The organism is Actinorugispora endophytica (genome assembly GCF_004363075.1).
GTDB classification, from domain to species: domain Bacteria; phylum Actinomycetota; class Actinomycetes; order Streptosporangiales; family Streptosporangiaceae; genus Actinorugispora; species Actinorugispora endophytica.
Window position 1 is genome coordinate 111,828 of record NZ_SNYN01000005.1, and the last position, 25,660, is coordinate 137,487.

Sequence of the window (25,660 nt, forward strand, 5' to 3'; positions counted from 1 at the left end):
AGTCCGCTGGGCGGTGAGCGCTGGTCCCGACCCGTTACGGGTCGGGACTGGTTCTCTCATGCTGTCAGGAGGGTGGCGGCGAGGCTGGTGGCCATGATGGCGGTGCCGAGCAGCGCGCCTGCGCCCAGGAGATTCCGGTGGGTCGTGCGGACGGCGCGGATGGCGCGGATGGAGCGCTGGATTCGGGTGGGTCGGCGTTTGCGGGCGAGGAACCGGTCGTTGGGGTGGCGGGGCCAGTACTGGCCGTGCCGGTGGGTTCCGGCGGCGATGGCGCGCAGGCGGGCGATGGAGTCCACGACGTCGCGGGGGGCGGGGAAGTCGTCGCGGGTGGGCCAGCGCCCGGTGACGGGGTGCGGTTCGAGCGGGTGCAGGAAGCGGGGGTCTGGCAGGAAGCGGGGCGGTCGCGGCGAGGGGACCGGGGACAGGGCCGGGGCCGGAGCCGGGGGTGGTGTCCAGCCGATGGCGATCTCGGGGCGGAGGTCGGCGAGTCGGCGGATGAGCGCGGCGAGGTGTTCGTCCTGCCGTCCGGTGTCGAGAGTGCCGGGGGTTCCGGGGATGCTGAGGGCACCGGGGATGCCGGGGGTGCCGGGGGTGGCGAGGATGTCGCCGTGTGTGACGGTGACGGTCATGGGTGTCGGGTCCTTTCCGGGGTGGCGGCCGTGGTGGTCGTCGAGGGGGTGCGGGGCCGGGGGCCGTGACGGGGCGGCGACGGCGTGCGGGTCGGAGGAGGGGCGGTTGGCGCTCCGGTTGTCCGTGGTGTCCGTTTTTCTTGGTGATCTTGACGTTTTCGGGGTCTCAACCGCGTCCGAGGCCCCGAAAACGTCAAGATCGCCGAGGAGACGCCGCCCGGGGGCTGGGTTCAGGTGGTGTGCACGAACCGGGGCAGCCCGGCGGGGACCTGTGCGGGGTCCAGGGGCAGGTCGGCCCACACCACCAGGCCCAGGTTCAACGTGGGGTGGGCGTACACCGGGTAGAAGCCCCAGCCTTTGGCGAGCGCCGACACCATGAGCAGGCCCCGGTGGCGTTCGGAGGTGAACCAGTCGTCGCCGGCCAGTTCCGGGATGGTGGGCCGGGTGTCGGTGAAGCCGCCGTCGGCGACCTCCACCCGCAGCAGCCCCGCCTCGGGCAGGGAGAGTCGCCGTACCACCTCCCCGCCCTCGCCTCCGGAGGCGGTGTACTCCACCGCGTTGGCGAACAGCTCCGAGACGCACAACTCCACGTCGTCCACCAGCCCCGGAGCAAACCCGCCCAGGTCCTTGCGCACGTGCGAACGCACGACAGCGGCCTTCTCCAGCGACCCCTCGTAGATACGCGGCTCCCACCGCACCGGCGAAAACGCCCCCGACGACACCACAGGCAACACAAGTACCCCCACAGGACCAGGCCGCCGGTGGCGGCGTGAACACTTGAAGTGATGTCTAAGATAAACGAGGTGGCCTCAAAAATAAACAGCCTTGACGCATCGTGCCTCAAAGTCGTTTTGGGATTTTCTGAGTCAGGAACCATACGATGTCTGCATCAAGCACTTCGGCTAGGGAGAGCGGTATGGCCATGGGGATGCCTGTTCGACGGCGGCACCTGATCATCCAGCTGAAGCGGCTGCGCAACGAGGCCGGACTGTCCCAGGACGAAGCCTGGAAGCTGGTGGGCTGGAGCCGCGCCAAACTCCAGCGGCTTGAAGCAGGGGACTTCCAGAGAGTCAAGGCAGGCGACATCATGGCGCTCTGCCAGATCTACAACGCCGACAAGGCCGTAGCCGAAGAGCTCATCCAGATCGCCCGGGACTCCCGCAAGGAGACGCCCTGGTGGTTCCAGTACAAGGACGTGCTTCCGGGAACGTTCATCGGACTGGAAGCGGAAGCGACCTTGATCCAGGACTACGCCATCGCCCTCATCCCCGGCCTGCTCCAGACCCGTGACTACACGGCCGCGCTGATGAACACATCCACCGACGTCCCTAAACAGGAGGTGCGGCAGCGACTCGAAATCCGTGCCGAGCGGCAAAGGTCGGTCCTGGACCGGGAACAGCCACCGATGCTCATGACAGTCATCGACGAGGCAGCCGTGCGCCGTCAGATCGGCGGCCCTGAGACCATGCGCGAGCAGATCCAGCACCTGATCGAACTATCCGAACGACCGTCCGTCGACATCCAGGTGCTTCCGTTCTCCGCAGGAGCACACGCGGCCGCTGGAATCCCCTTCACGATCCTGGGCTTCGACGGTGCGAACGCGGCAGGCAGCGTCGTCTACCTGGAGACCCACAAGGACGGCTTCTACCTGGATTCGGACACGGAGATCGCCCGGCATAGGCTGATCTTCAGCCGCACGCAGGGGAGCGCCATGTCGGTCGAAGACTCCCGTGACTTCCTTGAACGGCTGAACTCCTGAAACGTCCAGTCGTCCGAATAGAGGAAGTCCATGGACCTGACCGCCGCCGTGTGGCGCACGTCCAGCTACACGAACCCCAGCAGCAACAACTGCGTTGAGGTCGCTGACGCCTCCGGAGCGTCCGCCGTGCGCGACACCCAGAACCGCCACCTCGGCGCGCTCCTCTTCGGCTCCGCCGAGTGGCGCGCCTTCCTCACCGCCGCGAAGAACGACACGCTCTGAGAGGGCGCATGCGGCGGGGAGGGCCTGGTCTTCGCAGGAGGCCAGGCCCTCCCCGCCGCATCGGGGCCATGGTGGGGCGGCGTCCGTCAGGGGTGTCAGAGGATCGTGCCCTGGCCGGTTTCGGTTCCGGGGGTGGCCAGCCCGTATCGGGGTCTGCGGTCCTTGGCCGCCTGCGGGAACCTCACGCCTGCGGCCGCGAGCCGGCCCGCGGTGATGAGGGGGCCCGACAGGACCCGGTCGAGGAGGTCGGCCTGCTCGGATTCGAGGTCGGTGACGCGGCGCAGCGCGGTGAGGAGTTCGTTGAGGTCGGTGATCCACTCGCGCGGCCACGCGTCCAGGTGGATGCCGTCGAGCGGGCTGGTCTTCTTCCCGCCCGGGTTGGCCTTGCGGTAGGAGAACCACTTCCTGATGACGTTCATGCCGCCGACGTCGTAGGCCCACATGCGCGGGGTGACCGGGCCGAACGAGCCCCGGCCGACGTGAAGCGTCCCCTCCCCGTCCTCGCCCTCGGTGTAGGCGAGCCTGTCCGGCAGGCCGTCGCCGAGCGGGGTGAGGTTCTTCGGCCGTCGCGGGTCCGAGGCCGCGAACGCGATCGTGCCCTCGGGACGGCCGGCCCGGGGGTCGGCGAAGGCTCCGCCATAGGTGGAGGCCCAGACCAGATCGCTGCCGACCATGACGAGCTCCTCCCACAGATCCGGGTCGGCGGTGATCGGAACGCGGACGCCCGGGGTGACCAGCTCGTCCGCGAACTCCTCGGTGAACGCGGGGTGGGCGGTCGTCCCCGCGATGTAGGCGGCCACGTCTGACGCCGTCACCGGCGTCCCCAAGACACCGGTGAGGCAGGAGAGAAGGCCGGGCGCGAGGTTGGCTGAGCCGTCCGGGTGCAGCAGCGGGAGGACACGGCCGCCCTCGCTTCCCTTGAAATAGTGCATGTCCGGGATGAGAGTCGAGAAGACCACAGCAGGACCAGAACGGACGGACTGTGAGTGCTGCTCGGTGAGGTAGAGCTGTCCACTGCGCGCCTCAGCGCTCCACAGGTCCATGCGCGCGAAATCAACAACCCGGTTGTCGGGGATGAGCCACTGCCGGTCGAAGGAGCGGTAGGCGATCCGCTTCGGTGCGGGGCAGGCTCCCCTCTCCTTCTCCAGTGGCCCGTCAGACATGGCTGTGTCCGGGAGCGGGTCTTTCTTACTGGACAGAGTGCGGTCGCGGGTCTCCTTGAACAGCGCCGACTTCTCGGCCTGGTCCGCGGAGAGCAGCCTGTCCCAACGCGCGCGCAGAATGTCGGGGTGCGGGGCGTAGACCCAGGTGCGGTTGGGCTTGATACCGGGACTGGTCCAGCAGAACAGGTCACCGAGGGCAGGGTAGTCGTCCCAGGCGGAATCGGCTGCGGGGAGGAACGGCGCCTCCCAGGCGGTGCGGACCCTGTGCCAGTCGGCGCCGTCCAGAGTGATGGTGCCGAGTTGGGCGTACTTGTCCTCGCGGCGTCCGGTGACGTGGGCGTAGCGGATGTCGGCCGGAACCGCCGGGTCGGTGTCGGCGCGGCGTACGAAGACACCGATCGCGAGGGGCTGCTGAACACCGGGGAAGACGCGGGTGGGCACATCGGGGCGCATCCCCTCGGGGGACACGTTGATGATCCAGCCCTCGGAGCAGGTCTCCCGCAGGTAGCGGCGCATGCCCCGGAACCCGGGGCCCGCGAGGTAGCCGCTGGTGGTGATGAAGCAGATGACGCCGTGCTGATCAGCGGGGTGGGCCTCGAACACCTTCCAGGCCGCCCACGCCCAGAAGTAGACGTAGAGGTTCTTGAGCACGTACTCCAGACGGCCGTTGCCTTCCTCGCGGAACATGTCCAGCGGCGCGGTGGCGGTGTGGGAACCGGACTCGACCCAGCCGCCCAGGCCGTCCGCGCGTTCACGGTAGGGCGGGTTGCCGATGACCACGGTGACGGGGGTTTCGGCCTTGATCCGGTTGGCCTGCTTGTGGGACCTGGACAGCGCGGTCAGGCCCGGCAGGGCCACGGCCTCCTCATAGGGGTCGTCCAGGGTGTTGGTGACGTGCAGGCGCAACCCGCCCGGAGGGACGCGGGCGCCGTGGCTCTTGAGCAGGTCGACCGCGCGCATCTCCGCGACCGTGTAGGGGCCCATCTGCAACTCGAAGCCGATGAGGCGTTCGGCGAGGGAGCTGACGGCGGGGCCCACCGCGCCGGGGCCGTCGGTCTCGGCGGCGCGCCGGGCCGCGTGGTCGATGACCGAGTGCAGGAAGGTGCCCGTCCCCATGGCGGGGTCGATCGTGGTCACCCCCGGCGACAGGTAGCCCTCCCCAGCGCCCAGGCGGGCGGTCAGCACCTCCTCGGTGAGGCGCACCATGGCGGCGACGACCTCGACCGGCGTGTAATAAGAGCCGGACGCCCTGCGCAGCGCGGGGTCGTAGACGCTCAGGAACGTCTCGTAGAGGTGCAGATAGGCGTCGTCGCGGTCGGCCCAGATCGGGGCCCACTCCACCGCGCCGACCACGCGCCGCAGCAGGTCCAGCGTGACCTGGAAGGACGCCACCGCGCTCTCCGACAGCAGCTTCAGCGCCTGGCCCATCAGCGAGTGGGTCTGGTGCGCGCCGAGCCGGTGGGCGACCTGGTGGGCGTGCAGACCGGCGACGTCGATGCCTTCCGTGCGGGCCAGAAGCAGTGCGAACGTGACCGTCTGGGCATACCCGTCGGCGAACACCTCGTCGGTGGCGCTGGGGAAGAGCAGAGTGCGCCAGCTCCTCGCGAGGAGTGAGAACGGCTGGTCGTCGGGGTCGGCCCCGGCCTTGACGGCCTGGTGCTCGATGGCGAGCTGCTCCAGCACCGACTCGCGCAGCAGCCGGCACAACGGCGCCACCGCCTCGACCAGCTGGTCGGCGGTGGTGATCGGCGGCGGAGCCCACCGCAGGAACGCGCGCAGCAGGGGTTCCAAGGCCGGGTCGCGGCACTCCAGGGCCGTCCCGGAGGTGCGCGGGTCTCCGTCGAACACGGTGCGGGCGACCAGGGCGCCGTGCTGGTAGAGGCGCCAGTCCGCGCCGTTGGTGAAGAGCAGGTTGGGCAGGTCCTTGAGCCGTTCCCACTGGCGCTTGTTGTGGCCGGTGAAGCGGGCCGGGTCCAGGTTCTCCCCGGGCTTCTTCAGCTCGACGTGCCCCGTGACCACCCCGTCCACCCGGATCGCGAAGTCCGGGCGGGCCCCGACCTCCCTCACCCGCGCTTCGTCGTGGGCCACCACCGCCAGGCCGAAAGCGCGCCCTGTGGTGGTCAGGAACTGTTCGACCGGGCCGCGGATGGCGGCTTCTGGCTGGCCGACACCCTCCCGCAGCTTCTCGGCACATCGCTTCCCGAACCCCGACACCGCCAGGCACAACCACTCCGGACCCACACGCGTCCCCTCGCCCTGATGAAATTTTCCTCAGTGGTTCCGATTTTTGCAAAAGAAAGAGGATTTCACCATGAAACTAATTATGAAAGGAGCAGGTGTCCTGTTGTGTCTCTTTTGGGTTTCGTGTGCTGAAAGGTGCTGTGGATCTGACGTGTGGGGGGTGGGATTTTTCAGGGGCTTTGTGCGCTTCCGTTACCCTCGGAGTCGACTTTTCGGAACTCCGCCGTTCAGAGCGTTGAACAGGTGGTAGAGGCAGAGCTTGAACCCCTCGGCCTTGGGCGCCCCGCAGTAGGTGGAGCCGACAGCCGCCCCGTAGGCGGTCTGCTCGTCGCACTCGCCGGGGTGCAAGTCCTCATAGGCGACATCGCGGCACCGCGACTTGTCGGGGACGGGGCCGCGCTTGAGCGCTCTCAGCCCGGCGTTATCCATCGCGTCTCTTCTCGTCAGGAATGCTGAAAACCGACAGGTGTGAAGTTCGGGTGCCAAAAGAACCGAAAGAAGGCAGGGTGCTTATGGCGAAAATCGAGGATGCAAATGTACCGGCGGTATGCTCACGCCGCATGCGTCCCGAGTCTACGTACCAGCAACCGCTCCGACCGGACAGACGACCTCGACGTCGCGCCGGGTCCGCGCGTGCTGGAGGTCGGCACCGGGAGCAGGCCGGGGCAATGTCGCGGTGGTGCTGGACGATGGACGCGAGGGCGCTCCCGGTGCCGCTCCCTCCGGCCGGATCGTGGCCTGGGCCGGCCCCGAGGCCGTGCCGCGCGCCTGGGCGGACCAGTGGCGCGAGGAGGGCAGTTCCGGTTGCCGGTTCCTTCGGTCAGGTCAGCGGAATTGCTGACAGTGACGGCTCTTCTCGTCAAGTACTCGCCTACGGTCGGACAACCGTACTTTCCGGCCAATACTGAACGGAAACCGTACGGCTGGAGCGAGAGGGGTGGGCCGTGACCTCCAAGGAGCGTCGGCGTCGGGTGACCGTGCGCAGGAAGAACCAGCTCACGCTGCCCGCAGACGTCAGCGAGCCGCTGCACATCGGCGAGGGCGACGAGGCCGAGTTCGCCGTCGGCGCCGACAGCGAGGGCCGGCTCCGCGGCCTGGCCGTGGTCCCGGCCGAGCAGCGATGGTTCTGGACCGAGGAGTGGCAGGAGGGCGAGCGCGAGGTCAGCCGGGAGATCGCCACTGGAGACGTCGCCGTCCACGGGGACGCCGACGCTATGTTCACCGAGCTGGAACAGTGACCCGGTAAGCGCCCACCTTAGCCACCACTCCTCGCTTCCAGCGAGACTTCAAGGCCCTCACGCTTGAACAGCAGGCACGGTTCAAAAAGACCATCACCCAGCAGTTCGTCCCCGACCTCGACACCGGGCAGTTCCGTCCCGGCTTGCGCGTCAAACGGGTCCAGGCACCGAGAAGGTCTACGAGATGACCTGGGCCCCCGACGGCCGGGCCACCTGGGAGTACGGCGACGAACAACGTTCGGGAACCCCCCACGTCATCTGGCGTCGCGTCGGCACCCACGCCATCTTCAGCCCCGGACCGCCCTGACCGGCTCAGGACCCTTGCCCCGGGAATCCGGTCGGGATGAGGCGGCGGTGCGGTGCGCTTCCGGCAATCACCGCGGCGAGTGTTCATGGGGTCGGGGTGCGGTGATCGATCGCGCCGGGGCCTGGACCACAGGTGGGACGCTGCTCTGACCGAGCGGCGCAACGTTCCCGGCGGGTTCTGGACGGCGGGCGCCGATCCGCGCGCCGCCTGCGAAGCGCTCACCGGAAGCGTCGCGCTCGCCGACCTGGCCGGGTTGGCGATGCTCACCGACGGGGCCAGTCGGCTCACCGACACCTTCGGCCTGGCCACCTGGCGGACCATGCTCGACCTGCTGTGGGCCGAGGGGCCGCACGCGCTCATCGCCCGGGTGCGCGACGCCGAACGCGCAGATGCCGACGGCAAGCGCTGGCCTCGCTCCAAGAGCCACGACGACGCGACCGTGCTCACCTGGCGGCCGACCGCCCGGACACTTCCGGACAGTCGTTGACGCAGCCCAATCCGGCGCTTCTGCTGTCCTTCTCCCCGGAACCGCGTGTCAGGCGCTGACCGGAATGGAGGGGGCGGGTGCGGTCCACTCGGCCCACGGCAAGGGCAGGTCCGTCCGGGACACGCGAACGCCGCCAGGCTATGGGGGTTCCGGCGCGGGGGTGATTCGGGGCTCTGCCGGGGCGGGGTCCCCTCAGGGCCTGTTACGACGAGCGGCGACGGCGGGCGGGGCCGGGAGGTCCGCGCATAACCGCCGGATGTCCGCTGCGCGGCGGTTCGAGGGCCGGTCCCGCCCTCCCGGAACGATCATGGGCTTTCCGCCCTTCCAAGCCCCGAAACGGGCAGAAAGCCCAAGACCGTCAGCGGAACCCTCACGCAACGGACGTCGTGGGCGCGGCCTCGACCCTCACCCGACGTCGCCGCCCGCCGTCACCTCGCGGTTCGCGGACGTGAGGCCGAACGACCCACCCAAAGCACCAGCGCGCCAAACACCCCCGCGCCGGAAACCCCATAGCCTGTAGACATGGGAGACGTTCTGTGGGCACGCGACCTGGCTCGGCGTCTCCTCGAGGATCCGTCGCCCCGACGGTGGGCGCACACCCGGGGGGTGGCCGAACGGGCCGAATCCCTGTCGGCGCTGCTCGGCGATGACACCGACCTGGTGACCGCCGCCGCCTGGCTGCACGACATCGGCTACTCGCCGGCTCTGGCGGCCACCGGCTTCCACCCGCTCGACGGTGCCCGCTACCTGCGCGATACCGAGAAGGCGGATGAGCGGCTGTACTCGCTCGTCGCCCACCACTCCGGCGCCTGGGTGGAGGCAGGGGAACGCGGTCTGCGGGACGAGCTGGTGGAGGAGTTCGCGTTCCCGCCCGCGAACCTGCTGGACGCGCTCACCTACTCCGACATGACCACCGGACTCGACGGCACACGCCTGTCGTTGGAACGCCGCCTGTCGGAGATCCTGGAGTGCCACACCCCCGGCGGCATCGTGCACCGTTCCATCTCCCAGTCCATGCTGGCGTTGACCGCCTCGGTCCGTGCGGTCGAGGGGCGGTTGAACCGGGTGGGTTGATCAGGGCGGTGGTGGGTCGGCCGACGTGCGGGGCCGGCCGCTCAGGAACTCGAAGAGTGGCGCAGGGCCCAGGAGGACGGCGGCGGCTGAGGTCCGCCCTGTGGCACGTGTGTGGCACGGAGCCGCGAAAACCCCTCGGGAACGACGAAGGCCCAGGTTCGGGATTGTCTCCCTGACCTGGGCCTTTGCTCTGTGGAGCGGATGACGGGAATCGAACCCGCGCTATCAGCTTGGGAAGCGGTCGGGGCGGTTTATCGCTGAGCTGGTGTTTCGCTGACCTGTGCTGTTGTGGCTGATGTGCCGCTGATTCCCCGTGGTTCCCTCTGAAGCGCTCCCGTATCTGGCACGGAACTGGCACGGGGAGATTGGCCGGCTCCATCACTGGCTGTGTGCTTTCCTGCGGTTCGCGGGTGGTGGCGCTGACCGGTCGGGGACAAGGCGGCGGGGCGGTGCGCTCCCGGCAACCACCGCGGCGGGTGACCACGGGCTCGGGGCGTGGTGCTCGATCGCGCTGGGGCCTGGACCACAGGCAGTCGTTACCGCGATCGAGTGCCACGCGACCCGAGCCCGTCGGTGACCACAGGCGGGACCACAAGCGGTGTGGGGTTGTCCGGCTACGTCAGTTTTTGCGTTGCCATGACTCGGCGGTTACTGCTGTGCTGGGATACCCATAACGGCCCTTAACCCCCGTGAGGGTTGGGCTGGGGCTCCGGACCGGGCGGCAGCCCGCAGCCGGAGCCCCAGCCCAACCCCACGACGGCGCGAAGCGCCGGAGCCTTGATCCCATATAGCTCAACTCGGCAACAAAAAGACTATCTTTAATTACAAGAATTTGGATTATGAGGAAAGTATATTTTTGGATCGCTTTAGTGATTTCAATATCCCTCTTTTTTATAGGCGCATCAACCCCGATTGCAAGCCTGCTTCCGTTTCCTGCAGCTTGGACCTCTTGGGTTTCTAATCTATTTATAAGCATCGGAGCTTCCATTGCTATTTTTGCTCCGCTCTTTTTTCTAGAGCGAAAACTTGAAGGGAAATTGAACGAATTCGAGAAGAGTCAGAAAGAAATAAAAAGAAATCAAGGGCGCCTAGAAGGCGAAAGTCAGGCGGCTAGAGATTCCATCTCTTCCTTAACCAAAGAGGTGAAGCGGACACAGGAAGAGCTATCCAAGGCCGTAATCAACAAACTAGCATCGGGGCGCAAAAACGACGAAGAGCTGATTCTTTCCGTGAAGAATTCACCGGATCGCTCTACGATAATTGAAGCAATAGCGCGCGCCCGAGAACTCAGACTCATACCAGATACCGGGTGTAGGACCACAATTCCTGCGGTAGTGGAGCTGTACGCGAGGTTCAGTCCGTCTCAAATAAGACTACACGAGGGACTTACCATTCCTATTGAAATAGACGATTCAAGACCTATTGAGAGCATAATTTGGCACGAAGGGCAAGATGTAATTGATTTTTTAGCCGAACTTGCCCTCAAGTTACAGGATTTAGGGCTATATCCTGGCGATGCCGTTTTTGATTCAAGTGAGATATTCAGGGAGCTAAGCGATCTCCTAGGCTTGTCGCACAAGGCAGTAACTGGCTCTCATGGTCTCACTTATCCCTTGGGTGAAGTAATACAGATAGTCCAACCACAGTGGGTGATTAACAGCAAAGGGATCATTAACTACGACGGCCCAGGAGAGTACTTTATCTCTGCAAAAAGATTCAACGAAATGGACTGGTGGAATCATGTCACGCGCAAAGGGTGGGTCGATAATATCTCCTTTGGAAAAGCATTTGACACGGCCAAACTTCTAGTCGAGCAAGGGGAAATGGAGATGGATTAGTTTCCCCAGAGGAAACCATGTCGCTATGATAGCTATTCATGAATCTAAAACAAGCTCTAATAATCGGCCAAAAATTACGCAATTGGCGCGAGCATGTGGGGTGGTCTGGCCGGGAATTGGCTCGGCGTTCGGGGGTGGCCCAGTCAACGTTGTCGCGAGTTGAGAACGGGCAGCGGGTGCGGTCTGCTGAGGTGGTTGATCAGATCATTTCGGCTTTGCCGCTCGGTGAGGAAGAGGCTGCTCGGCTACGCTCTGAGGTTCGGGCGGCGTATTCGGCGACGAATGAGCGTCGGGTTGATGCTGGGTTCTCGCTGAAGTCGGACGTGGTGCGCAGACTTGAGCGTTCGGTTTCCTCTGTGTCGGCGTTTCAATCGGCGGCCATTCCTCGGGCTCTGCGAACCGCTGAATATGCCAAGGCGGCGGGGACTCGGGACCTCGGGCTCTCCGGCTTGCTTGATGACGACAAACGGGACTTTCGGTTCGCCATCACCGAGGGGGCATTGCGCACCTGGCCCGGTGATGGGTCGGTGATGCTTGCCCAGCTCGACCACTTGGCGGCGGTTTCTCGGCGGGCGAACGTGTGGCTTGGGGTGGTGCCGTGGTCGGTTCCGCTCGGTGTGGTGCCTCCGCATGGGTTCACGCTGTACGGGGATGAGGCCGTGTCGGTGGAGACCTTCACCGCCGAGGTGACCATCAGCGATCCGGATGCCGTTGCCGCCTACCGAGACGCCTTCGCTGTGGTGGAGCGGTCGGCTGTGAGCGGGGATGAGGCTCGGGTACTGCTGGCGACGATTCGGGACGACTTCAGGAAGCTTGCCGAGTGATTCACTGTTTTCGTTGAATCACTACCTGGTCTTGGCTTACGCTCCCATCACCAAGGTGTATAGCCCTCTAGACGGTGGTGGTTGTGGTGGGACAGTGGTCGCGGATGTTCCCTGGCCAGTTGACCGAAGTACGTACGGCGCGGGCCTTCACCCGTGCGGTGCTCGACGGCAATCCGATGATGGATGACGCGGTGCTCGTGGTGAGCGAGCTGGTGTCCAACGCGCTTCAGCACTCGATGAGCGGCGAGTACGGCGGGCCGTTCATCGTCGCGGTGGAGTCCAACCCCGGTTCGGTATGGGTGAGCGTGGTTGACCTGGGGGCCGAGACGACTCCCTCGCTGAGCCCCACGATGCCCGGTCCTGATCGTGAACGCGGACGGGGCCTGAGCCTGGTGGCAAGGCTGTCTAAGGAGTGGGGCACCGACCAACTCCCCGTGGGTCTGCGTGTCTGGGCCGAACTGGTTCCCGACGGGTCTTCGTGACCGGTCCGCGTATGCCGCGACGGCGCAGGCTGTTCAAGGCGGTCAGCTCCGCGTCCGGCGAGGTCATCGACCCTGGTTTGTCTAGGGGACTAAACTCCCGGGTAGTGCTCGCGTCGTCGGCACTGGACGGGAGGGGACGCATGCCAAGCGAGTATGAGCGCATCGCGGCGATTGATGATCCGTTCGCTCTGCTCCGGGTAGCCACCGAACGCCTCGCCGAAGCGCAGCAGGAAGTGACCGATCTGTCCCGGCTACGTCGGCGCACGATTCAGGACCTGCACGCGCAAGGCTTGTCGTACGCGCAGATCGCCAAGCAGGCCGGGTTGAGCCGAGGGCGCATCCACCAAATCCGCCATACCGGTCCGGCTCCCGAGGGCGCGTTCTTCGGATCGGGCACGGTCACCGTGGTTACTCCGCTGCGCCATGACCCGGACAAGAACCGGGCGGTCGTCTCGCTGGAAGACCTCAACACCGGCAAGCGGCTGGAAGACCTGGCGCGCAGCTTCGACCTGACGGTCAAGGACGATCACGTCTCGGTGTCCGGCGAGATCGATTTGAACCGGGCGGGCCTGGTGGTGGTGTGCGGGCCGCGCATGTCCGAAGCCATGCGGCTCACTTACGCCAAGGACCCGGTGTTTCGTTGGGAGCGTGAAGAGGGGAAGCCGTGGCGGCTGCGGGACACCCGAACCGACACGGTGTACTACGCGGGGTCGGACGAGGCCCCGGCCAAGCCCAATGACATCGCCTATCTGGGTCGTCTGCCCCGCCCCGACGGGCAGGGCTCGGTGCTGGCGATCGCGGGTATCCACCCGGTGGGGTCGCTCGGCGTGACGCACCTGCTCTCCACGGACATCGCGACGCTGTGGGGGCAGGTGGGCGCCAGGAACTTCTCGGTCCTGGTACGGACCGAGTACGACCCGCAGACCAACGAACCGGTCAGGACCGAGTTGGCGACGCCGCTGTACCGCCACGACCAGGACTAGCCGATGCCGTACCGCCTCGCCACCGACCCCGGACGTCCCGACCGCGCGAACGAGGACTTCGCGGCCGTGGGCACGGATACGGCGGTCCTGCTCGACGGGGCCGGTACGCCCCAGGGGTTCGAGTCCGGGTGCGTCCACGGGGTCGCCTGGTACACCCGGACCCTCGGCGCCCTCCTGCTCGCCGAGACCACCCCCGGCCGGTCCCTGGCCTGCGGGCTGGCCTCGGCGATCAAGACCGCCTCGTCGCTGCACGGCGACTCCTGCGACCTGGACAACCCGAACACGCCTTCGGCCACCGTGGTGGCGGTGCGCTTCACCGCGGACCGGTTGGAGTACCTCGTCCTGTCGGACTCGGTGCTCGTCCTGGACCTGGGCGGCTCCGACCCGGTGGTGGTCACCGACGGCCGCATCGGCGACGTGGGACGGGAGTCGGCGGGCCGCGACTCGGCTCCCGCCTCGGGGCCGGCGCTCCACGGGTGGGACGCTGCGCTGACCGAGCGGCGCAACGTTCCCGGCGGGTTCTGGACGGCGGGCGCCGATCCGCACGCCGCCTGCGAAGCGCTCACCGGAAGCGTCGCGCTCGCCGACCTGGCCGGGTTGGCGATGCTCACCGACGGGGCCAGCCGGCTCACCGACACCTTCGGCCTGGCCACCTGGCGGACCATGCTCGACCTGCTGTGGGCAGACGGGCCGCACGCGCTCATCGCCCGGGTGCGCGACGCCGAACGCGCCGATGCCGACGGCAAGCGCTGGCCTCGCTCCAAGAACCACGACGACGCGACCGCGCTCACCTGGCGGCCGACCGTCTGAATACCCCCCTAGACAATCGTTCGAGTCGTCTGTTACCTTCCCTGTTAATACCCCTAGACAGCTTGTCGCGTGGCGCACGGTCCGCACTGTCTAGGGGGGTGAACAAGTGAGAGGTGCTGACCTGATGGCGATTCAGGGTGCGTTGCCGGTGGCGTTCGGGGTGGTGTTCCCGGCGGGTGCGTTCGCGCTGGGGGTGGAGGCGATCACGGACTTCGAGACCAAGCGGCCGCAGGTGGACAAGGAGTCGGGGTTGCCGCTGTGGGCGGTGGACGTGATCGACGCCGACCCCGAGGCGCGCGGCAAGGCCAAGTCGGTGAAGGTCAAGATCGCGGCGGAGGTGTGCCCGACCCTGCCTGACGAAGTCCCGGGTCTGCCGTTCCGGCCGGTCGAGTTCGAACAGATGGCGGTCATGCCCTACGTGGACGACTCCGGGCGCCGTCCCCGGGTGGCCTACTCGCTGCGCGCCCGCGGAGTGAAGGCCCCCAACGCGGGACGCCGCGCGGCCCCGGCCAAGGACGCCGCCTGACCTGATGTGAGCGGGGCGGCCTGGTGCTGCAACACCTGGGCCGCCCCTGGAAAACCCCCAGCTCCACCGGCTAACGACCGAGCAACTGAAGAGGTGTGTCTGATTATGGCTGATTCCCCGTCGTGCCCCCGTGAACGCACGCGAGTCCTCCGTGTTCCTGGCCGGAGGTGAGGCGTGATGCTGCCCAGCCGTCCCGGTGCCGAGCGGGTCAACGCGACCTCGCCGGTTCCCGCGCAAGCCTTCCGCTTCTCCACCCCGGTGATCGACACCCCGGGCATCCTCATCCTCGGCCGCTGGATCGCCCGCCTCATCGCCCTGGTGGTTCTGCTGCCGTTCCGCTTCCCCGTCGTCGTGGGAACCGTCGCGGCCTCGGCCGTCGTCTACTCCTTCTTCGGCTGGGTGGGTCTGGCCGTGGTCTGGTCGGTGGCCGGGTTGGGGCTGCTGGTGTGGTGGCGGCGGTGGCCGTCCTCGTTCCGGGTCCTGGTGGCGTTGCGGGCGTTGGCGGCCTGGCGCTGGCTGTGGGTGTACCGGCGCCACTGGCAGCCCGTCCTCGTCGTCGCCGGGCTGGCCGAGTCCTACCAGGAACGCCAATACCTGCCCAGGATCCGGCGGGTGACCTGCTCGGTATGGGCTGACCGGGTTCGGGTGCGCCTGGTGGCCGGAACCACCCCGGCCGATTTCGAATCGCGCGTGGCCGAGCTCGCGCACGGCTTCGCCGCGCCCTCCTGCCGGATCACCGTGCTGGGGCCGCGCGACATCGTGTGCGAGTTCCCGCGCACCGACACCCTCGCCGAACCCCTCGACGCCCTGCCCGTCCCCGAGATGTCGGACCCGGCCTCGCTGCCGGTGGGCCAGCGCGAAGACGGCTCGACCTGGTTCCTGCGGCTGCACGGAACCCACGTGCTCGTCGTCGGCGTGACCGGGGCCGGCAAGGGCTCGGTGATCTGGTCGGCGGTGCGCGCGCTGCTTCCCTCGATCTGCTCGGGGACGGCGCGGGTGTGGGCGATCGATCCCAAGCGGATGGAGCTGTCCTACGGCCGTTCGCTGTTCGCGCGCTACGCCGACACCGGGGAATCCGCGGTGGCCCTGCTCGAAGAAGCCGTTGCCCAGATGCAAGAACGCGCGCAGCGCTACGCCGGAAAGCAGCGTGCCCACATCCCGACCACCGGTGACCCGTTCACGGTGGTGGTCCTGGACGAGGTGGCGTTCCTGACCGCCTATCACCCGGACCGGGACGTGCGCCGTCGCGCGGAGAACGCGATCGCCACCCTGACCAGCCAGGGGCGTTCGGTCGGGTTTTGCGTGCTGGCCGCGTTGCAGGACCCGCGCAAGGAGGTCATGAACCTAAGGAACCTGTTTCCGGACAAGGTCGCGCTGCGCCTGGACGAAGCCTCACAGGTGGACATGGTGCTCGGGGAAGGCGCTCGGGATCGTGGGGCCAACGCGCACCTGATCGCCCCGGAGCTGCCCGGGGTGGCGTTCGTCCGCCTGGAGGGCTCACCGGTGCCGGTGCGGGTGCGCGCCGCGTACGTCTCCGATGACGACATCGACGCCATGACCGCCGAGTACGGGACTCCCGTCCTGCGCCCGGTCACCCGTGAGGGGGCCGCGTAGATGCCGACCCCGACCGGCAAGACCACCCGCGCCGAACGCCTGGCCCAGCCGCTGGCGCGGGAGGTCGCCGAACAGATCGCCACCGACAAGGGCGTGTGCATCCGGCCCGTCTCGCTGCGGCGCACCGACCTGGACAGCGGCCGAACCGAGATCGTCGATGTGCCGTGCGGCTCGACCCTGGAAAGCAAGTGTCCGGCCTGCGCCAAGCGCAAGCGGTCGTTGCGGCGCTCCCAGTGTGAGGAGGGCTGGCACCTGGCCACCGAACCCGTGGTCACGCCGAACGAACCGACCGAACAGCAGATCTGGTGGGTGCAGTGGCGGGCTCGCGTCACCGCCGAACGCGACGCGCTCGCTGCCTCCGGAACGGTCGAGGAAAGCGAGCTGGCCGAACTGGACGCGGTGATCGCGGACCTGGATGAGGAGATCACCAGAACCGGGCTGCGCGGTCGGGTCGCTCCCGCACCCTCCCAACCGGCCAAGCCTCGCCGGGTGCGCTCGACCCGTCGCCGCCAGGACGCCCCGGACCTGCCCCGCCGTCCCATGACCCGCCGCACGGTCGGCCAGTCCTTCACCGATCCGGCCTCGGGCAAAACCTTCCGGCCGTCACTGTTTCTCACCCTGACCTGCGACACCTACGGGCGGGTGCGTTCGGACGGAACCCCCGTCGATCCGGCGACGTATGACTACCGGCGGGCCGCGCGCGACGCGCTGCACTTCTCCAAGCTGGTGGACCGGTTCGTGCAGAACCTGCGTCGCGTCGTCGGGTTCGACGTGCAGTACTTCGCGGCCGTGGAACCCCAACGACGTCTGGCGCCGCATCTGCACATGGCCACCCGGGGCACGATCCCCCGGGCGGAGCTGCGCCAGATCGCGGCGGCGACCTACCACCAGGTCTGGTGGCCACCCGTGGACGTGGTCCGCTTCGACGGGGCGCACCTTCCCGTCTGGGACGAAGACGCCGCCACCTACCTCGACCCGGCGACCGGGGAGCTTCTGCCCACCTGGGATGAGGCCCTGGACGCGCTGGATGCCGACCCCAACGCCCAGCCCATGCACGTGGCCCGGTTCGGCCCCCAGATCGACGCCAAAGGGGTCTTGGCGGGCTCGGCGGACGCCGCGCGGTGTGTGCGCTACCTGGCCAAGTACCTCACCAAGGACATCGCCGAATGCCACGCCGTGGAAAGCTCCGCGCAGGAACGCCACGTGGAACGCCTCGTCGAAACGCTCCGGTTCGAGCCCTGCTCGCCCCGCTGCTCCAACTGGCTGCGCTACGGCGTCCAGCCCAAAGACGCCAAAGCGGGCCTGCGGCCGGGCTACTGCACCTCCAAGGCGCATCGGCGCGAACACCTCGGCTACGCCGGGCGGCGGGTCCTGGTCTCGCGCAAGTGGTCGGGCAAGACCCTGGCCGACCACAAGGCCGACCGCCTCGCCTGGGTCCTGGACGCCCTCGGCGTCGACCCCTCGACCGATCCGAACCCCTCCGGCTCGCCCGTCGTCCTCGCGGGGGCCGGCGACAACGTCGCCTGGGAACTGGCCCGACCCACCGACCCCGACGTGCCACCCAGAGAACACCGCCTCCTGCGCGCCGTCGGCGACGCGCTCAAACGCCGCGCCCAACTCGACGCCGCGCGGCGACGCAACGACCTTTCGGCAACCAAGGAGGCGGCATAGATGGCGAGCAGGACCAACCGGCCTACCGGCCGTCTGCTGACCGTGGCCCAGGTGGCCGAACGGCTCAACACCTCCCAGCGCTACCCGCGCCGCCTCATCGAGGAACGGCGCATCGCCTTCGTCAAGATCGGCCGCCACGTGCGCATCCCCGAATCCGCGGTGGACGACCTCATCACCTCCGGCCTCGTCGAACCCGTCCGGCTGCGGATAAGGAGGGCGGCGTAGGTGGGCGGTAACAACAAGGGGTTTCGTCGTCAGTTCGGGGCTGTTCGGCAGATCGCCTCGGGCCGGTGGCAGGCGCGCTACCGGGGACCTGACGGTGTCGACCGGGCCGCTCCCAGCACCTTCGCCACCAGGAAGGACGCTGAGCGGTGGCTGAGCCTCAAGGAATCCGAGATCCTGCGGGAAGAATGGGTTGATCCGGACGCCGGGGCGGTGCCCTTCGGGGAGTACGCGGCGAACTGGCTGGAAGACCGGGACCTGAGCCCCAAGACCGCACAGCTCTACGAGGGGTTGTTGCGTCTCCATCTCGATCCGACTTTCGGGCACGTGCTCATCAAGGACATCAAAGAAGTCCACGTACGCAAGTGGCGGACGGCTCGGCGCAAGGCCAAGGTCGGTAAGTCCACGGTGGCCAAGGCGTACCGGCTCATGCGCGCGGTTCTCAACACCGCCGTACGTGACGAGTTGATCCGCAAGAACCCCTGCCGGATCGAGGGGGCGGGCCAGGAGCACGCCGAGGAACGCCCGGCGCTGTCGGTGGCCGAGGTGTACAAGCTGGCCGACGTCATCAAACCGCGCTACCGGGCGCTCGTGCTCCTCGCGGCGTTCGGCAGTCTGCGATGGGGGGAGTTGGCGGGTCTGCGGCGGCGCTGGCTCGACCTCGACGCGCGCACCGTGACCGTCCGGGAAACCGTCTACGACCTGAGCGCGTTGGTCAAGGGCACTCCCAAGTCCAGGGCGGGATACCGGACGGTGGCGCTGCCCTCGCTGATCATCGACGATCTTCGGCGGCACCTGGTGGTCTACGGCTCCGACGATCCCGACTCCTTCGTGTTCGTCGGCGTCAAGGGCGGGCAGCTCCGGCGCTCGAACTTCTCGAAGTACTGGGCGGACGCCTGCAAGGCAGCGGGTCTGAAAGGCGTTCGTCTTCACGACCTGCGGCACGCGGGCAACACGTTCGCGGCCGAGGCGGGCGCGTCGCTGCGGGAACTCATGAACCGGATGGGGCACTCCAGCACGCGGGCCGCGCTGGTGTACCTGCACGCGCGGGACAACCGGGCGCGCCACATCGCGGACGCGCTCGGGGAGCTGGCCGCTGAGGAACTGCGCAGGGCCAGGGAGGCCGAGTCGTTCGCGGATGCGGACACCGACGGTGACGACGACCCCCCGGCGCTTGCGGCGCTCCGCTGAGCATCTGGCAAGGAACTGGCACGCGGGCTCGGAACAGCCCCGGGAACGACGAAGGCCCAGGTTCGGGATTGTCTCCCTGACCTGGGCCTTTGTCCTGTGGAGCGGATGACGGGAATCGAACCCGCGCTATCAGCTTGGGAAGCTGAAGTTCTGCCATTGAACTACATCCGCGTTGTGAACGGCTCAACCGCTCGACACGAAGATTACCCTACCCGACGGCGTCATGGGTAAGGGAAACGCCGTGGCGGGGGTGTGAGGTCCGAGCGGGTAGATTCTTCTGCGTGCTTCTCTCCGATCGTGACATCAGGGCCGCTATCGAGTCCGGGCAGGTCAAGCTGGACCCTTACGACCCCGGGCTCGTCCAGCCGTCGAGTGTCGACGTGCGCCTGGACCGCTACTTTCGGGTGTTCGAGAACCACCGGTACCCGCACATCGACCCGGCGGTGGAGCAGCCGGGGCTGACGCGGCTGGTCGAGCCCGAAGGGGACGAGGCGTTCGTCCTGCACCCCGGGGAGTTCGTGCTCGCGTCCACCTACGAGACGGTCACGCTGTCCGACGACATCGCCAGCCGGCTGGAGGGCAAGAGCTCGCTGGGCCGGCTCGGGCTGCTCACGCACTCCACCGCGGGGTTCATCGACCCCGGGTTCTCCGGGCACGTCACGCTGGAGCTGTCCAACGTCGCGACGCTGCCCATCAAGCTGTACCCCGGCATGCGGATCGGGCAGCTGTGCATGTTCCGGCTGACCTCGCCCGCCGAGCACCCCTACGGCTCGGCCGCGTACGGGTCGCGGTACCAGGGGCAGCGCGGACCGACGCCGTCGCGGTCCTACCGGAACTTCACCCGCGCGCCGATCGACTCCGGCTCGTAGCCGCTTCTCCCCGCCGATCTTGACCTTTCCGGGGTCTCAGAAGCGGTTGAGGCCCCGAAAAGGTCAAGATCAGCGAGGAGAAGCGGGGAGACTCCTAGTAGCCCGGGAGGCCCTGGGGTCCGTAGCCGCCGGTGACCGGCCGGGGCTTGGCGCGCCGGGGCAGGACGTAGGCGGACAGCAGGCCGCCCAGGAAGCCGAACAGGTGGGCCTGCCACGAGATCCCCTGCTGCTGCGGCAGCACGCCGAAGATCAGGGTGCCGTAGAACAGCACCACGCAGATCATGATGACGATGTCGATCGTCTTGCGCTCGATGATCCCGCGCAGCACCAGGTAGCCGAAGTAGCCGAAGATGAGGCCGCTCGCGCCCACGGTCAGGCTGCCGTAGCCCGACAGCAGCCACACCGCGATCCCGCTGACCACGGTGATGATGAGCGACGCCCAGATGAAGCGGGACAGGCCGCTGAAGGCCACCAGGGAGCCGAGGACGAGCATCGGCACGCTGTTCGCCATCAGGTGCGCGAAGTCGGCGTGCATGAACGGCGCGGTGAAGACGGTCCACAGGTCGGCGATCACCCATGAGCGGATGCCGAACCGCTGGTCCAGGGAGCCCCCGGCGAAGAAGTCGATGATCTCGAAGATCCACATCGCCGCGGTGAAGACCACGACGGTCACGATGGCGCTGATCCTGGACTGGGTCACTCCTCGACTTTATGCGACAGGGGCCGTTTCGGGCAGGCCGCGCATGGTAGGGGCCTGCCTGTCCGGAAGACGGGCCCGTTCCGGTGTGACGGGGGCCTCGATCGGCCTATCTGCGCGGACCTGAAAATGTGTTCCTGATCACCATTTAAGACCGAGTGATGTAAATCACATATTCTTGCCTCTTTCATGCCGGCCTGATTGCCGCAAGTCGACTTTTCGGGTTTTCGCGTCTTAAACACGTTATCTCGCTGTGATGTTTCCAAGGAAAACCCCAGGTGGCGGTGTATAGGTTGGCCTATCTACGCAAACCGGGCATTCGTATGCGCTGAACCATGTCCGCCGGGAGTGCGAGTCACACCGGGGGCGGCCCCTCCAGCGCGCGGACGCCGAAGTACACGCTGTGGAACCCGAACGGGTGAGGGGGGTCACCGAGCCGGACCTGCTGTTCCCAGCGGCGAGGCAGAGCTGAAGAGGAGACCGTGCCAGCTGTACGCGCGAGCAATCTGTACAAGGTGTTCGGAAAACGGGCACCCAAGGCCGTCGAACTGCTGTCGGACGGACGCCACCGCGACGAGATCCGGGAACTGGACGTCACGGCCGCCGTCATCGACGTGTCGTTCGAGGTCGAACCGGGGGAGATCTTCGTCGTCATGGGCCTCTCGGGGTCCGGCAAGTCCACGCTGATCCGGATGCTCAACGGCCTCCTGCCCCCCACCGCGGGGTCGGTGGAGGTCGACGGCACCAACATCAGCGCGCTGCCCAAGCGCGCGCTGCGCACCCTGCGCGGCGAGAAGATCAGCATGGTCTTCCAGCACTTCGCGCTCTTCCCGCACCGCACCGTGCTGGAGAACGCCGCCTACGGGCTGGAGGTCCGCGGCGTCCCGCGCGCCGAGCGGCACGAGCGGGCGCGGCACGCCCTCGGCCTGGTCGGCCTGGAGGGCTGGGAGGACAAGGTGCCCCAGCAGCTGTCCGGCGGCATGCAGCAGCGCGTGGGCCTGGCCCGCGCGCTCACCGCGGACACCGACATCATCCTCATGGACGAGGCGTTCAGCGCCCTGGACCCGCTGATCCGCCGGGACATGCAGACCCAGCTGCTGCAGCTCCAGGCGGAGCTCGGCAAGACCATCATCTTCATCACCCACGACCTCAACGAGGCGATGCGCCTGGGCGACCGCATCTGCGTGCTGCGCGACGGCCGCGTCGCCCAGATCGGCACCGCCGAGGAGATCCTCAGCCAGCCGGCCAACGACTACGTCGCCCAGTTCACCGAGGACGTGGACCGCACCCGCGTCTTCACCGCGTCCTCCGTCATGGAACCGCCGATCCCGGTCATCGACCCGGGGCACGGGCCGCGCGCGGCGCTGCGCACGATGCGCGAGAACCAGACGGTCACGGCGTTCGTCGTCCACCGCGACCGGCGCCTCGTCGGCGTGGTGCGCGAGGAGGCCATCGGCGAGGCGGTCCGCACCGGGGTCAAGGACCTCGAAGGGCTCGTCGTCGCCGACGTCGAGCGCGTCCACCCCGACACCGCCGTCGCCGACCTGTTCCAGCAGGCCGCGCTGAGCCCCTACCCGCTGGCGGTCGTCGACGACGACGAGCGCCTCGTCGGGGTCATTCCCCGGGTCACCCTGCTCGCGGCGCTGGCCCCGGGGGCCTCCGAGGACGAGCAGGCGCCCGAGGGCGCCGACGACCTGGTCGCGGCCGCGGCTCCGAACGGAGCCGCCCGGAGCGAGGGCGCCGACGGAAGCGAAGGAGGACAGCGCTGATGGGAGCACCCGTCCTGACCCACTCCGTGGAGGTGCCGCGGATCCCGGTCGGCCAGTGGTTCGAGAGCACGATCAACTGGCTGCGGGCCAACCTCGGCTTCGTCTTCGACCTCATCGGCGAGGTCATCGGCGCCAGCGTCGACTTCCTGTCGGTGCTGCTGACCGCACCCTCGGCGACGTTCCTCACCCTCATCGCCGCGGCCGTGGTCACCAAGGGACTGCTGGAAGGCCGAGGTCGGAGGGCCACCGCGGTCCTGTGGGGCGCGTTCCTCCTGCTCTACCTGGCCGAACTCCTCTTCGGAGCCGCGGCCGCGGTCATCGGGTCCATGCCCGCGCCGCTGTTCGTGTGGGCCATGGAGCTCTTCGGCGCCGAGTACGTCTACCCGCCGCTGGTTCTGGCGCTGCTGCTGCTCACGGCCCTGGCCGTGGCCGTGTTCGCGACCAAGGCGCCGCGCCGGCAGCGCTACACCGCCATCGGGGCGGTCGCCGCGCTGCTGGCCGTCCTCACCCTGCACTTCGTCGTCGGCGTGCAGATCGACCTCATCACCCTGCTGCTGCTCGCCGCCCTGGCGTGGGTGGTCTCGGGCTGGCGGCTCGCGCTGTTCAGCGTCCTGGGCTTCCTGCTGATCGTGAGCATGGACAAGTGGCAGGACGCGATGAGCAGCCTGGCGCTGATCCTGGTCGCCACCGTCGTCGCGGTCGTCGTCGCCGTCCCGATCGGCGTGCTGGCCGCCTACAGCAACAAGCTCAGCGGCGTGCTGAAGCCGGTCCTGGACTTCATGCAGACCCTGCCCGCGTTCGTCTACCTGATCCCGGCGATCTTCTTCTTCGGCATCGGCCAGGTGCCCGGCGTGATCGCGACGGTGATCTTCGCGATGCCGCCCGGTGTCCGGCTGACCGAACTGGGCATCCGCCAGGTCGACAAGGAACTGGTCGAGGCCGGTGAGGCGTTCGGCGCCCCCGACCTGCAGATCCTGCGGCAGATCCAGCTCCCGCTCGCGCTCACCACGATCATGGCCGGGATCAACCAGGTGATCATGCTCAGCCTGTCCATGGTGGTCATCGCCGGGATGGTCGGGGCGGGCGGCCTCGGCAACGTCGTGTACTCGGGCATCGCGCGCAGCGACATGCCGCTCGGCTTCGAGGGCGGTATCGCGGTGGTGGTCCTGGCGATCTACCTGGACCGCCTGACCGGGGCCGTCACCCGCTACTCCCCGGCGCTCAGAGCACAGAAAGCCCAGGCGGGGTGAGCACCGCGCCGTCGGGCCCCTTCGGGAGGCCCGGCGGCGGGGAGCCCCGCCGAGAACGCCGGGCCCGCACCGGCGCGTTCTCAGTCCGTTCCGTGCAAGAGGAAGGAAGTTCCGTGCGATCGACGAAGCGCAGTACCCGGATGCTCACCCTGGGGGCCGGCGTCGCGTCCCTGGCGCTGCTGGCCACCGCCTGCGGAGGAGGCGGCGGCGGTGTCGCCACCGGTCCCGAGGAGGGAGAGGGCGAGGGCGGCCAGGCGATCAGCATCGGCCTCATCCCGTGGGAGGAGGGCATCGCGGTCACCAACCTGTGGAAGGTGATCCTGGAGGAGAAGGGCTACGACGTCACCGTCGAGAACGTCGACGTCGCCCCGCTGTTCCAGGGCGTCGCCCAGGGCGACGTCGACCTCTTCATGGACACCTGGCTCCCCGACACCCACGGCGACTACTGGGAGCAGTACGGCGGGGAGGTGGAGGACATCGGCGTCTGGTACGACAACGCCACGCTCGAGCTGACCGTCCCCGCCTACATGGAGGACGTGAACTCCATCGCGGACCTCAAGGGCATGGGCGACGAGTTCGGCGGCGAGATCGTCGGCATCGAGTCCGGCTCGGGCCTGGTGCGCACCACCAAGGAGGAGGCGATCCCCGCCTACGGGCTGGAGGAGTACGAGCTCGTCGAGTCCTCGACGGCGGCCATGCTGGCCGAGCTCGACAGCGCCATCGCCGCGGAGGAGCCCATCGTCGTCACCCTGTGGCGGCCGCACATCGCCTACGCCGACTACGACCTGAAGGACCTCGAGGACCCCGAGGGCGCCATGGGCGACGGCGAGCAGATCCACACCATCGGCCGCGCGGGCTTCGGCGAGGAGTTCCCCGAGGTCAACGGGTGGCTGCAGAACTTCGCGCTCACCGACGAGCAGCTGGCGTCGCTGGAGGACGTGATCCTCAACCAGAACCCCGACGACGAGGAGGCGGGCGCCCGCGCCTGGCTCCAGGAGAACCCCGACTTCCTCACGGAGGTCCTGGGCGAGGACGCCGAGGGCCTGGAGTTCTAGGGGGCGCTCCCGGACCGTCCCGGGAAGCGCGACCCGGTGGAACGGCGGCGGGCCGCACCCGGACCGGGTGCGGCCCGCCGCCGTGTCCGGGCGTCCGCTCAGCCGGAGGTGATCGAGCGGTCGCGCGGCGGGATGCCCGCCGAGCTCATGAACGCGTCCACCTTGGCGGGGGAGGTCAGGCCGGTCAGCGGCAGGTAGGGGCGGCCGGCGCGGCGGCCCTCCACGGACGGGAAGAGGCGCGGGCGCCCGGTGGCGTCGCACAGGCCGAGCGAGCGGGTGCGGCCGGGCAGGACGTAGTAGGAGCCGATGTCGGAGAAGGGGATGCGCACCACGTAGCGGCCGCGGGTGTAGCGGAACTCCTGCGCGTCGATCTCCAGGACCGGGGGCCTGAACCGGGAGCCGTGCCAGGAGAGGGCGAGGCCGCCGACGACGAGCAGGCCGCCCAGCGCCAGGTTGGCCCAGTGGGTCGCCCCGGCCGCGACGCAGACCACGCCGAGTACGACCAGCGCCGCCCCGCCCCACAGCTCGGCGTGCTTGCGCCCCAGAGGGCAGACGAGGCGAACCTTCTCGGTCACGGACATGCCTCTTTCAGAGTCGTCTCAGAGGTCTCGCGACGAGCCGCGGGCGTGTCCGCCGTCCCGGTGACCGGCGCTGAGCGCATCGAACCGGGGCCGCCCATGCGTGCGCGGGGCGTGTGTCGCAGAGGAGGGGGAGGTGGGTGGCAACCGCTCAGCAAACC

The 25,660-nt window shown here is 68.0% G+C and carries 27 protein-coding genes and 1 tRNA gene; 21 read left to right on the plus strand and 7 right to left on the minus strand.

Annotated elements, in window-relative coordinates:
• Positions 1-56 precede the first annotated feature (56 nt).
• Together EV190_RS09415 and EV190_RS09420 are read right to left on the minus strand one after the other, a co-directional pair.
• Entirely contained in the window at positions 57-629 is a 573-nt protein-coding gene (locus tag EV190_RS09415) for a hypothetical protein (RefSeq protein WP_133741106.1), read from the minus strand.
• A gap of 230 nt (positions 630-859) precedes the next feature.
• The gene (locus EV190_RS09420; RefSeq protein WP_133741107.1) at positions 860-1,327 is read right to left on the minus strand and encodes an ATP-binding protein; all 468 of its coding nucleotides are present in this window, start codon (positions 1,325-1,327) and stop codon (positions 860-862) included.
• A 218-nt stretch (positions 1,328-1,545) separates the two neighbouring features.
• Between EV190_RS09420 and EV190_RS09425 the strand changes: the two genes are divergently transcribed.
• The gene (locus tag EV190_RS09425) at positions 1,546-2,388 is read left to right on the plus strand and encodes a helix-turn-helix domain-containing protein (protein ID WP_133741108.1); all 843 of its coding nucleotides are present in this window, start codon (positions 1,546-1,548) and stop codon (positions 2,386-2,388) included.
• 30 nt (positions 2,389-2,418) lie between these two features.
• On the plus strand, positions 2,419-2,610 hold the full coding sequence (locus tag EV190_RS09430) for a DUF397 domain-containing protein (protein ID WP_133741109.1): 192 nt from the start codon (positions 2,419-2,421) through the stop codon (positions 2,608-2,610).
• A 95-nt stretch (positions 2,611-2,705) separates the two neighbouring features.
• Here the strand turns inward: EV190_RS09430 and EV190_RS09435 are convergent, their stop codons facing one another.
• Both EV190_RS09435 and EV190_RS09440 read right to left on the minus strand, forming a co-directional pair.
• Positions 2,706-6,014 carry a type ISP restriction/modification enzyme gene (locus EV190_RS09435; RefSeq protein WP_133741110.1) on the minus strand — a complete coding sequence of 1,103 codons (3,309 nt, stop codon included), beginning with the start codon at positions 6,012-6,014 and terminating at the stop codon, positions 2,706-2,708.
• Positions 6,015-6,206: 192 nt separating this feature from the next.
• Positions 6,207-6,443, minus strand: coding sequence for a hypothetical protein (locus tag EV190_RS09440; RefSeq protein ID WP_133741111.1), 237 nt, complete (start codon positions 6,441-6,443; stop codon positions 6,207-6,209).
• Between the two features lie 118 nt (positions 6,444-6,561).
• Between EV190_RS09440 and EV190_RS09445 the strand changes: the two genes are divergently transcribed.
• The 15 genes from EV190_RS09445 to EV190_RS09510 all read left to right on the plus strand — a co-directional run bounded on the left by EV190_RS09445 (position 6,562) and on the right by EV190_RS09510 (position 19,281).
• Positions 6,562-6,855, plus strand: a complete 294-nt coding sequence (locus EV190_RS09445; protein ID WP_133741112.1) for a hypothetical protein — start codon at positions 6,562-6,564, stop codon at positions 6,853-6,855.
• Between the two features lie 130 nt (positions 6,856-6,985).
• Positions 6,986-7,252: an AbrB/MazE/SpoVT family DNA-binding domain-containing protein gene (locus EV190_RS09450; RefSeq protein ID WP_243742465.1), complete on the plus strand. Its 267-nt coding sequence runs from the start codon at positions 6,986-6,988 to the stop codon at positions 7,250-7,252.
• A 184-nt stretch (positions 7,253-7,436) separates the two neighbouring features.
• Positions 7,437-7,559 (plus strand): hypothetical protein, encoded by a 123-nt coding sequence (locus EV190_RS24295; protein ID WP_279536611.1) that lies wholly within the window; start codon positions 7,437-7,439, stop codon positions 7,557-7,559.
• 79 nt (positions 7,560-7,638) lie between these two features.
• A complete protein-coding gene (locus tag EV190_RS09455; RefSeq protein ID WP_133741113.1) occupies positions 7,639-8,046 on the plus strand; it encodes a hypothetical protein in 408 nt (135 codons plus the stop codon).
• 522 nt (positions 8,047-8,568) lie between these two features.
• Positions 8,569-9,120: an HD domain-containing protein gene (locus tag EV190_RS09460; protein ID WP_133741114.1), complete on the plus strand. Its 552-nt coding sequence runs from the start codon at positions 8,569-8,571 to the stop codon at positions 9,118-9,120.
• An 839-nt stretch (positions 9,121-9,959) separates the two neighbouring features.
• Positions 9,960-10,958 carry a hypothetical protein gene (locus tag EV190_RS09465; protein ID WP_133741115.1) on the plus strand — a complete coding sequence of 333 codons (999 nt, stop codon included), beginning with the start codon at positions 9,960-9,962 and terminating at the stop codon, positions 10,956-10,958.
• Between the two features lie 38 nt (positions 10,959-10,996).
• Positions 10,997-11,782 carry a helix-turn-helix domain-containing protein gene (locus EV190_RS09470; RefSeq protein ID WP_133741116.1) on the plus strand — a complete coding sequence of 262 codons (786 nt, stop codon included), beginning with the start codon at positions 10,997-10,999 and terminating at the stop codon, positions 11,780-11,782.
• A gap of 119 nt (positions 11,783-11,901) precedes the next feature.
• Entirely contained in the window at positions 11,902-12,264 is a 363-nt protein-coding gene (locus EV190_RS09475; protein WP_166655423.1) for an ATP-binding protein, read from the plus strand.
• A gap of 140 nt (positions 12,265-12,404) precedes the next feature.
• The gene (locus tag EV190_RS09480; protein ID WP_133741263.1) at positions 12,405-13,247 is read left to right on the plus strand and encodes a sigma-70 family RNA polymerase sigma factor; all 843 of its coding nucleotides are present in this window, start codon (positions 12,405-12,407) and stop codon (positions 13,245-13,247) included.
• A 3-nt stretch (positions 13,248-13,250) separates the two neighbouring features.
• Complete coding sequence (locus EV190_RS09485) at positions 13,251-14,057, plus strand: integrase (protein ID WP_133741118.1); 807 nt, start codon at positions 13,251-13,253, stop codon at positions 14,055-14,057.
• A gap of 124 nt (positions 14,058-14,181) precedes the next feature.
• On the plus strand, positions 14,182-14,583 hold the full coding sequence (locus EV190_RS09490) for a plasmid replication, integration and excision activator (protein WP_133741119.1): 402 nt from the start codon (positions 14,182-14,184) through the stop codon (positions 14,581-14,583).
• A gap of 177 nt (positions 14,584-14,760) precedes the next feature.
• A complete protein-coding gene (locus EV190_RS09495) occupies positions 14,761-16,197 on the plus strand; it encodes an FtsK/SpoIIIE domain-containing protein (RefSeq protein WP_133741120.1) in 1,437 nt (478 codons plus the stop codon).
• The gene (locus EV190_RS09500) at positions 16,198-17,868 is read left to right on the plus strand and encodes a replication initiator (RefSeq protein WP_133741121.1); all 1,671 of its coding nucleotides are present in this window, start codon (positions 16,198-16,200) and stop codon (positions 17,866-17,868) included.
• Positions 17,869-18,093, plus strand: coding sequence for an excisionase family DNA-binding protein (locus EV190_RS09505; RefSeq protein ID WP_133741122.1), 225 nt, complete (start codon positions 17,869-17,871; stop codon positions 18,091-18,093).
• Positions 18,094-19,281 carry a tyrosine-type recombinase/integrase gene (locus EV190_RS09510; protein WP_133741123.1) on the plus strand — a complete coding sequence of 396 codons (1,188 nt, stop codon included), beginning with the start codon at positions 18,094-18,096 and terminating at the stop codon, positions 19,279-19,281.
• A 97-nt stretch (positions 19,282-19,378) separates the two neighbouring features.
• Here the strand turns inward: EV190_RS09510 and EV190_RS09515 are convergent.
• Positions 19,379-19,452, minus strand: a tRNA-Gly gene (locus EV190_RS09515).
• A gap of 110 nt (positions 19,453-19,562) precedes the next feature.
• Between EV190_RS09515 and dcd the strand changes: the two genes are divergently transcribed.
• On the plus strand, positions 19,563-20,150 hold the full coding sequence (gene dcd, locus EV190_RS09520; RefSeq protein ID WP_133741124.1) for a dCTP deaminase: 588 nt from the start codon (positions 19,563-19,565) through the stop codon (positions 20,148-20,150).
• 94 nt (positions 20,151-20,244) lie between these two features.
• Here dcd and EV190_RS09525 read toward each other — a convergent pair whose 3' ends face one another.
• Positions 20,245-20,850 carry a rhomboid family intramembrane serine protease gene (locus tag EV190_RS09525; RefSeq protein WP_133741125.1) on the minus strand — a complete coding sequence of 202 codons (606 nt, stop codon included), beginning with the start codon at positions 20,848-20,850 and terminating at the stop codon, positions 20,245-20,247.
• A gap of 512 nt (positions 20,851-21,362) precedes the next feature.
• Here EV190_RS09525 and EV190_RS09530 point away from each other — a divergent pair.
• The 3 genes from EV190_RS09530 to EV190_RS09540 all read left to right on the plus strand — a co-directional run bounded on the left by EV190_RS09530 (position 21,363) and on the right by EV190_RS09540 (position 24,921).
• Positions 21,363-22,616: a quaternary amine ABC transporter ATP-binding protein gene (locus EV190_RS09530; RefSeq protein WP_133741264.1), complete on the plus strand. Its 1,254-nt coding sequence runs from the start codon at positions 21,363-21,365 to the stop codon at positions 22,614-22,616.
• Positions 22,616-23,866, plus strand: coding sequence for an ABC transporter permease (locus tag EV190_RS09535; RefSeq protein WP_133741126.1), 1,251 nt, complete (start codon positions 22,616-22,618; stop codon positions 23,864-23,866). Before EV190_RS09530 ends, EV190_RS09535 begins: the two co-directional genes overlap by 1 nt.
• A 140-nt stretch (positions 23,867-24,006) precedes the next feature.
• Positions 24,007-24,921, plus strand: a complete 915-nt coding sequence (locus tag EV190_RS09540) for a glycine betaine ABC transporter substrate-binding protein (protein ID WP_133741265.1) — start codon at positions 24,007-24,009, stop codon at positions 24,919-24,921.
• A 98-nt stretch (positions 24,922-25,019) separates the two neighbouring features.
• On the opposite strand, the gene EV190_RS09545 is transcribed toward EV190_RS09540, so the two are convergent.
• Entirely contained in the window at positions 25,020-25,502 is a 483-nt protein-coding gene (locus tag EV190_RS09545; RefSeq protein WP_133741127.1) for a hypothetical protein, read from the minus strand.
• Between the last annotated feature and the right edge of the window lie 158 nt (positions 25,503-25,660).

What these genes read in the sequence shown, in the direction of transcription:
- EV190_RS24295 (WP_279536611.1), top strand. Translation starts at nt 7,437, where the DNA reads ATGACCTGGGCCCCCGACGGCCGGGCCACCTGGGAGTACGGCGACGAA.
- EV190_RS09540 (WP_133741265.1), top strand. Translation starts at nt 24,007, where the DNA reads ATGCTCACCCTGGGGGCCGGCGTCGCGTCCCTGGCGCTGCTGGCCACC.
- EV190_RS09545 (WP_133741127.1), bottom strand. Translation starts at nt 25,502, where the DNA reads ATGTCCGTGACCGAGAAGGTTCGCCTCGTCTGCCCTCTGGGGCGCAAG.
- EV190_RS09430 (WP_133741109.1), top strand. Translation starts at nt 2,419, where the DNA reads ATGGACCTGACCGCCGCCGTGTGGCGCACGTCCAGCTACACGAACCCC.
- EV190_RS09480 (WP_133741263.1), top strand. Translation starts at nt 12,405, where the DNA reads ATGCCAAGCGAGTATGAGCGCATCGCGGCGATTGATGATCCGTTCGCT.
- EV190_RS09425 (WP_133741108.1), top strand. Translation starts at nt 1,546, where the DNA reads ATGGCCATGGGGATGCCTGTTCGACGGCGGCACCTGATCATCCAGCTG.
- EV190_RS09415 (WP_133741106.1), bottom strand. Translation starts at nt 629, where the DNA reads ATGACCGTCACCGTCACACACGGCGACATCCTCGCCACCCCCGGCACC.
- EV190_RS09505 (WP_133741122.1), top strand. Translation starts at nt 17,869, where the DNA reads ATGGCGAGCAGGACCAACCGGCCTACCGGCCGTCTGCTGACCGTGGCC.
- EV190_RS09495 (WP_133741120.1), top strand. Translation starts at nt 14,761, where the DNA reads ATGCTGCCCAGCCGTCCCGGTGCCGAGCGGGTCAACGCGACCTCGCCG.
- EV190_RS09485 (WP_133741118.1), top strand. Translation starts at nt 13,251, where the DNA reads ATGCCGTACCGCCTCGCCACCGACCCCGGACGTCCCGACCGCGCGAAC.
- EV190_RS09490 (WP_133741119.1), top strand. Translation starts at nt 14,182, where the DNA reads ATGGCGATTCAGGGTGCGTTGCCGGTGGCGTTCGGGGTGGTGTTCCCG.
- EV190_RS09445 (WP_133741112.1), top strand. Translation starts at nt 6,562, where the DNA reads ATGCTCACGCCGCATGCGTCCCGAGTCTACGTACCAGCAACCGCTCCG.
- EV190_RS09535 (WP_133741126.1), top strand. Translation starts at nt 22,616, where the DNA reads ATGGGAGCACCCGTCCTGACCCACTCCGTGGAGGTGCCGCGGATCCCG.
- EV190_RS09460 (WP_133741114.1), top strand. Translation starts at nt 8,569, where the DNA reads ATGGGAGACGTTCTGTGGGCACGCGACCTGGCTCGGCGTCTCCTCGAG.
- EV190_RS09465 (WP_133741115.1), top strand. Translation starts at nt 9,960, where the DNA reads ATGAGGAAAGTATATTTTTGGATCGCTTTAGTGATTTCAATATCCCTC.
- EV190_RS09500 (WP_133741121.1), top strand. Translation starts at nt 16,198, where the DNA reads ATGCCGACCCCGACCGGCAAGACCACCCGCGCCGAACGCCTGGCCCAG.
- EV190_RS09470 (WP_133741116.1), top strand. Translation starts at nt 10,997, where the DNA reads ATGAATCTAAAACAAGCTCTAATAATCGGCCAAAAATTACGCAATTGG.
- EV190_RS09440 (WP_133741111.1), bottom strand. Translation starts at nt 6,443, where the DNA reads ATGGATAACGCCGGGCTGAGAGCGCTCAAGCGCGGCCCCGTCCCCGAC.